Origin of the sequence: Hyella patelloides LEGE 07179 (assembly GCF_900659865.1) — a bacterium.
GTDB lineage: Bacteria > Cyanobacteriota > Cyanobacteriia > Cyanobacteriales > Xenococcaceae > Hyella > Hyella patelloides.
Genome location: NZ_LR214077.1, coordinates 1 through 7,789, shown reverse-complemented (window position 1 = coordinate 7,789; position 7,789 = coordinate 1). Strand labels below are relative to the sequence as shown.

Here is a 7,789-nt window from a genome sequence, read left to right as displayed (position 1 = left end):
GCTCCCATCTTTTGACACCAAGCAATAGTTTCTTTCCTAGAAGCAGTGGCAATCACTTGTAATCCTGCTACTTGTTTGGCTAGCTGAATGGCAATTGAACCAACGCCGCCCGCACCGTTAATGATGAGAATAGTACTTTTTTGATGGGCTGTAATGGCTAATCGTTCAAATAAAGCTTCCCAAGCGGTAATCGTAGTTAAGGGCAAAGCAGCAGCCTCAACAAAAGATAAATTGCGGGGTTTTTTACCTACGATACGTTCATCTACTAACTGATATTCGCTATTTGTACCAGGACGAGTAATACTTCCTGCGTAGTAAACTTCATCACCTACTTTAAATAAGGAAGTGTCTGCTCCTACTTGTTCTACAATACCCGATCCGTCCCAACCCAAAATTTTGGGTGTAGTGGGTTGCTCTTTTATAGATGAGCGGACTTTGTAATCTACGGGATTCACTGCAACCGCTTTGATTCTGACTAATAAATCTCGATCTGTAGGTTGGGGTTTGGCTAAGTCTACCTCTTCAAAACAATAAGGATTGTCTGTAGGAAGATTTTGATATATGGCGATCGCTTTCATCTTTGATCGATTATTAACTAACAACTAACAACTGTACGAGCAAACGGTTGTTCGCAGATACTAACTAACAATTAACAACCTAACTTTTCGATCGCTTCAATTGCAGGAGAGAAGGTAGAATTAATCCTCGCTGCTTTGTTATAGGCTTCACAGGCTTCTTTAATTTTATCGAGGGCTAAAAAAGCAACACCCCTTCCAACTAGGGAGCGATAATCTTCTGGTTCGATTTCTAAAGCAGTTTGAAAAGATTTGAGAGCTAAATTTTGCTGTCCACTCTGACTGTAAGCGACTCCGAGCTCGCGCCAAGCATGATAAAAATTAGGATTAATTTCGGTAGCTATTTCATAAGAGGCGATCGCTTTTTGGGAATCTTGTTTGCCATCTCGTAGTAACGAACCGCGATCGTACCATGTTAGATAAGATTCTGGAGCTATTTCTAAAGCGCGATCGATGGATTTGAGAGCTTTATCGTACTCCTCTAAAGCAAAAAACACATTGCCTTTGTTTAACCAGGCTAAATGATAATTCTGATTAATAGCAATAACGCGCTCGTAGGCTTTGATGGCTTCTGAATACTGTTTAAGCTTGACTAAAACATTACCCTTGTTAATTAAAGCGGTGACATCTTGAGGATTTTTTTGCAGCTTTTTGTTATAAGCTTTCAAAGCTTCTTCATATAAACGCAAGGCTGCTGGCTCACGACCGATCTTTTGCAATACTAAAGCTTTATTTTGCCAAAATTCAGGATTTAAAGGTTCTATTGCTTGAGCATCTTCAAAACTGTCGAAAGCTTGTTGGTATTGACCCAATTCGATTAAAGCAACTCCGCGATCGCTAAGAGCCTGGGCATAATTAGGTTTAATCTCTAATGCCGTTTCCTGGGCTTGTAAGGCTTCTTCTGGACGTTCTAGTTTATATAAAGCATGACCCTGACGATTCAGTAATTCGGGGTTTTTAGGGGCAATTTGCAATGATTGGTTGTAAGCAGTCAACGCTGCATCAAAACGCTCTAAACGAAATAAAACGTCTCCTTTTCCTTTCCAAGCAAGAGCATTTCTGGGCTGTAATTCTGTTGCTTTATCATAAGCTAGTAAAGCAGATCGATAACGCTTTAAACTAAATAAAGCCTCTCCTCTTCCTTGCCAAGCATCGGTATACTTACTATTGGTATCGATAGCTTTTTGAAATTGATTCAAAGCGATTTGAGGCTCTTTGATTAAGTCTTGTTTTCCTTTTAATGTAAAGTAAAAAGGGCGTATGTAAGGGTTAACTAATTCTGCGATCGCAATCATAGCAAATAAGCTCATCATACCTGCTAAGATCGATAGTATTTTTGATTTTTTAGTTTTTGATTTAACATTTTTCTGGGGGATTTTTGCTGGCTGTGACTGAGCATTAATCTTAGTCATTTTGAGGTTTTCACTAGCATAATCCACCGAACCAGAGTTAATAATTGTAGATATATTCTCTATTTTAGATAAGTCTTGAAAAATTTCTCTAGTATTATGATATCTGGCATTAACATTAGGAACGATAGTTTTTTTAAGAATTTTTTTAAATTGTGGTTCTATTTCTTGAACTACTTCTCGTTCTTGTTTTTCCTCTTGCCAGTAAGCAGAAAAACTCTTTGTCAGGCTGTAAATTACTGTTTTACCTAAACTATAAAAATCACTACTAATAATTGGCTGACCTGCACTTTGTTCTGGGGAGAAAAAGCTATTGGTATTAATTAATAAAGTTGCAATTTTATTGTCTACTAACTTAGCTTCATTTAAAGTAACTTGATGAATATTATCAAAGTCAAATAAAGTATATTTGCCATTACTTTTTAATTGAATAATATTTTCGGGTTGAATATTACCATGAATCAAATTATGACTATGAAGAAAAGCTATAACATCTAAGATATCTAAAAATAATTTTAAAGCTTCTGTTCTCTCGAAAGAGCAATTGCTTAACTGTTGAGCAAGGGTTTTTCCTTCAAAATACTCGCGAATGATATATAAATGAAATTTATCGACAAAATAAGCTATTATTTGAGGAATTTCTGGATAAGTACCTAATTTTTGCTGAATAGCAACTAATCGATCCCATTTATCTTTCTGCTGAGATGAGACAGTTTCATAATCAGCAGGTAGAGGAATTTCTTTGACTATACATAAACGGTTGTCCGTAATACCAGTATCTTGAGCCAGATATGTTTTCCAATTCTGAGAATCGTTAGGATGACTTTTAGAGGGGATAGTAATTTCCCGAATCATTCGGTAGCGTTTCCCAATGATAACGGTGTTTTGATTGAGTTGTTTTTTGTCAGATTGACTATTTGAATAATGGGACATGAGCTAAATTTTACTAAACCTCGTCCAGTTTGAGCAGGGTCGTTTTGATAGTGAATGATGGGAAAATAGGGAAAAACTTTATTTAAAAGTAATGATCCGCACTTGATATTTAGGAGTTAGTGTAAACGATAATTTTAATGTTTTTTCTTAAAAAAAAATAATGTGCTATCTATTTAGCCAGTGGGCAATAATTGGGATAAAATGGCGCAAAAATATGCCCTATTGTTCCATTTCTCCCTCTTCCCCACTAAATTTAACCATTGGTAATCTTATAACTAATGATTAAGAACTACAACCTACTCTTTGCATTGCTCTAATAATTTTGAGATCGGGTGCTATCTTCATTGCTTGACGATAGGTATTACAAGCTTTGGTATATTTTGTTTGTTCTTCGCGCAAAGAGCCTTTTTGTAACCAATGATCGCTATTACGGGGTTGCAAAACGATAACTCGATCGATCGCTTTTAACGCCTCCTCAATTTTTGCCATTTTTTGAAAAGCATTACTGAGACTGAGCCAACTTTGAATATCCTGGGGTGCTAGGGTAACTGCTGTTTGTAGAGATTTAACTGCTTGCGAATAGTTATTTTGAGTCATTAATACCGAACTGCGATCGCGCCAAGCAGGAAAGAAGTCTTGATTAAGCTCAATAGCCCGATTATAAGAAGCTAAAGCTTGCTCTAAATCTTGTTGTCCCTGTTGTAAAATCTTTCCGCGAGTGTGCCAAGCAGTAAAAGATTGAGGCTCAATTTCTAAAGCTTTGTCGATGGCTTGAAACGCATCAGGGTATTGTTCCATTTTCCAGTAAACTTTACTCATACCCGACCAAGCAAGAGAGGAATGAGGATTAATAGCGATCGCTTCTTGATAAGTACTTAAAGCTTGACTGTGGCGTTTTAGTTGCAACAAGAATGCACCTTTGCCTAACCAAAGTTCGATATTTTTCGGCTCTTTATTTAAAGCTTGTTCGTAGCTTTCTAAAATTAGTCTCGCACTTCCTACAGCAGCTTCAGATCGCTGGAGATTACGCAAAGCGATTAGTTGATCTTGCCAGAGATAGGGCTTTAACGGTGCTATGCTCTGAACTCGATCTAAAATATTTAAGGCTTGGTAATTTCTATTTAAAGCTAAAGCACTACTAGCAGCATCACTTAAAAGCTCAACATCTACAACAGAATCTTCTTCTAAAGCTTTGTTTTGAACCAATAGAGCCTCTTGATAGCGAGATAACAAAGCTAATATTTTTCCTTTTTGGGTTAAAGCAGCGACATTTTGGGGTTCTAGTACCAGTACCCTATCATAAGCCGTCAAAGCTCGTTCAAATTCCTTTACATGATAAAAAACATCTCCTTTTCCTTGCCAACTAGCCACACTATCAGGTTCTATGGCAATGGCTTGTTCGTAAGCTTCTAATGCAGGGACAAATTTTTGTAAAGCCAGCAGTGCGTCTGCTTTCCCTTGTAAAGCTGATATTTTGTCAGGTTGTAGTTTTAAAGCAGTGTTAAAAGCTTCTAACGCCTTTTCTGGTTGTCGATCTAACTGTTGTGTTCCTTGATGAACATAATACTGGGGTCGAATAACAGGATTTACCAACTCTAAACCACCGAGTAAGCAAAAAGTACTAACGATCGCGGTAAATCGGCGTTTTTGGGGTTTGATTAAGCTTAAGAGCTTATCTTTAAAGTTAAGCGGTTGATTTCGGGCTATTTTGCTAGGATTATTGTTTTGATGTTTTTGGAGATCTTGCAATACCTCTTCAGTGGACTGATATCTTTTCTCCACATCAGGACAAATCATTTTTTCAATAATGGGAATTAAGAAAGAATGATTAATCAGTTTTTCTTGCCAAATTTTTTTCCCTAAAGAAGAATTTTGCGGTATCTCTTGAATTGGCAGTCTAGTTAAAGCTTCAATAATCGTAATTCCCAGGGCGTAGATATCACTACTAATTGTTGGTCTACCGACTATTTGTTCGGGAGGGTTACGGCTTTTATTGTACTGAGAAATTGACTGGTTGCTTTTGCTAATAGATTGTAAAATCCCAAAGTCTACGAGTACTACAGCTTTGTCTTGTGTAGAAAAAATCAGATTTGAAGGTTTAATATTGCAATGAATTAATCTTCGTTGATGAATTAGGCTGAGACTTTCTAAGGTATTTTTTAGTAATTTAATTGCTTCTTCAGGACAAAAACCTGGCTGTTGATTTAACTGTTTGGTTAAGCTAATTCCTTCTATGTAAGAACGAACTAAATATAATTCTTCACGGTCGTCACTCTGTTTTCGGACTAAATCAGTTACTTTGATATTAGATAGTTGCTGAAGCTGTTTTACTTTTCTTTCGAGGTTATCAATTCTAATTTCAGGAGATTGTTGATCGCAATTATTAATAGTGAACTGTTTAACTATCAGTAAAGAGGAATATAGTTCTTTTTCACGCATATTGCGAGCTAAATAGGTTTTGATTCCGTCTTTTTCTCCTAAATAACGAATCAAGCGATATTTATCACCAATGACTTGATAAATTCTGAGTAACGGTTGAAAGTCATTAGTAATTTCCTGTAATGAATTATAGAGATTGCATCCTGGAATAGCAATCATTCTAGCGAGGATAGTTTGCAATCGAGGACTAACATTAATTTGTGTGTGCCAGTCTAAAGGAAGTTCTTGATTCGCTACTAAACTGTCTCTATACTGACCGATCAAAGAGCGAATTACCATCTTACCCAAACGCTCTAACTGTTGGCGAAACAAAACTAATCGTTGTTTGGTAGTTAGAGGTACAGTACTGGCTTTACTCCAGAAAAGCTTTTTTAAATTGCTTAAGACGTATCTTTGAGTTGATTGACACTGTAAAATGTTCTCAGGAAATAACTCGAATTTCACTATCTGGTTTTTGAGCGCAAAGTCATAAATTCTCGCGATATCTTGTAAAATGCTGACGGTTTCTGCTTCATTCAAATTTCGGTACTGAACAATCGAATCTAATATTTCGCCTTTGATATATTCATAAACTATATAGTACCGATTGTTTTCGATGAAGTGATCGAACAGCTTGGGAATTTGAACGTGAGTACTTAATTTTTTGAGAAATCCTACTTGCTGACTAAAAGCTTCTTGGGAAAGGGTTTTCGAGGTTAGATTTCCATCATAAATTAATTCCAAGACATACAAAGAATTATCTTTATCCTGTTGGTCTTCTACCAAGTAAACTGTAGTAGATTGCGCTTGTTCTAGTTGCTTAATAACTTGATAGCAATTTCCTACTACTTCTTGAGGAGCTAATTTCCTATTTTCTTTTTGATGAGTTTCTAAAATAGGCAAAATTTTCTTGTCAACTATCGCTTGTAGCTGAGTGCCTTCTTTGTTTAAAGAGCTTACAGATGAATTAAATTGATTCTTTGAAGGGTGAGACATAAATCGCTCTCAAAAAGAAATTAGATTTTAATGGTTGGTTAACCAGCGATCAGAGCAGGTTCGCACCGCTTTTACAAGTATCCGCTTCGCTTGCGATCTGTCTTGGTGGACGTGGCGGAGTCCCGTCTAGCGGGATCGAGATAATCTGTAACTGGCTACTAGCTTCAGATTATTTGATGCTAATTCAAGTTGCGTCAAGGGTAACACTTTCTTCTATGGTTGCCAATTTAGTAATATTTAAAGTCAGTTCGGGTTAAGAAAATTAGACGGTGAGGGTGGCTCTAAGCTCTAAGCTTTAAGCCTTTTAAAGATTTCGAGAGCGGATAAATTTTTCATAAAAGAGGAAAAAGAAATTTTTAAATCAACTGCGTAGCAAGGAGTTCCGCTTATGCCGAACTCAGGTTATTTACAAAGTGATACCGTTTCTCGCGCATTAATGAGAGACTTAGTAGAGGCAATCCGCAATCCACAATCCACAATAGATACAACAATGGTTTGAAAGTTTTTTACTCAAAATAAATAACTTTCTATATGTTGCTTGCTCCCTTCAAAAGGAACGGCTTCTGACCCTGCCTGATGCCAACTATAAGTCGAGAAAGGCTTACAGCTTATGGCTTGTAGCTTATGGCTTTAGCCGTAGGCTTTGTAATGTTCAAGATGAGTTCACAATGAGCATTATTAGAGAATAATAATTTGCTATATGTAAACAAATAAGCGAAGTATCTTTACAAAATCATGTCTTTCTATTGGGTTAGGAAAGTCTTAAACTATTATTCTGTGCTTCATGATATGTTTATTGAAAGTATTCTAAAATCTTACGATATATTAGTTTAAATTGCCAAAAACCCTTTGCTAATTACTTTCTTGGTGATTGTCATGTGAAATAAAATGTCAATAATTATTGACTGCTTTTATGGCAGATAAAATTGGCTTTATTAAATAAGCCTTCTCTAACTATCTTCCAAAACAAAGGTTAAATTAGTCTTTAAGGCGGTTTTTTTGATGACAAACTTGTGATAAAGTATTTAGCTAAAATTTGATTGGTTTCTGAGAATTTGATATTTTCTTTTTAGCGATCGCAAAATATATCACCAGTAAAAATACTTTGAAAAAACATTAACTATGATTTCAGTAATACTTAATAGCCCAAAAATATCGCTCTGAAAAGAGTAAAACTGCTCGATCTGTTTGCAATTTTGATATTAAATGGAATCTAAAATAAGCAAAAAAGATTAATAATTAAAGTACAAAATAACTAATTTTATTTTTATAAGTGCCATGGCGAAAAAAGACCCTTTAGCAGATGATCTGAATCAAAAAATTAAGATACCTAAAATCAATAGTGGCTTATCTAGAGCTAATTCTGGAGGCAGAATAAAGACAAACTGGGGTGATATCAATTGGACGAGAAAAAAGCTTTTTTTTGCTGCGCTCATTCTCGGTTTACCCTATGTAGTA

The 7,789-nt window shown here is 35.9% G+C and carries 4 protein-coding genes; 1 reads left to right on the top strand and 3 read right to left on the bottom strand.

What is annotated here, in order from left to right:
• From H1P_RS28965 to H1P_RS28955, 3 genes are all read right to left on the bottom strand, one after another.
• Positions 1 to 578, bottom strand: a 578-nt coding sequence (locus H1P_RS28965; protein ID WP_144874276.1) for a zinc-binding alcohol dehydrogenase family protein, incomplete at its 3' end; no start/stop codon positions are given.
• A 71-nt stretch (positions 579 to 649) separates the two neighbouring features.
• Entirely contained in the window at positions 650 to 2,917 is a 2,268-nt protein-coding gene (locus tag H1P_RS28960) for a tetratricopeptide repeat protein (RefSeq protein ID WP_144874274.1), read from the bottom strand.
• A 282-nt stretch (positions 2,918 to 3,199) separates the two neighbouring features.
• Positions 3,200 to 6,331 (bottom strand): tetratricopeptide repeat protein, encoded by a 3,132-nt coding sequence (locus tag H1P_RS28955; protein WP_144874272.1) that lies wholly within the window; start codon positions 6,329 to 6,331, stop codon positions 3,200 to 3,202.
• 1,278 nt (positions 6,332 to 7,609) lie between these two features.
• On the opposite strand from H1P_RS28955, the gene H1P_RS28950 reads away from it, so the two are divergent.
• A partial coding sequence (locus H1P_RS28950; protein ID WP_144874270.1) for a hypothetical protein occupies positions 7,610 to 7,789 on the top strand: 180 nt, incomplete at its 3' end.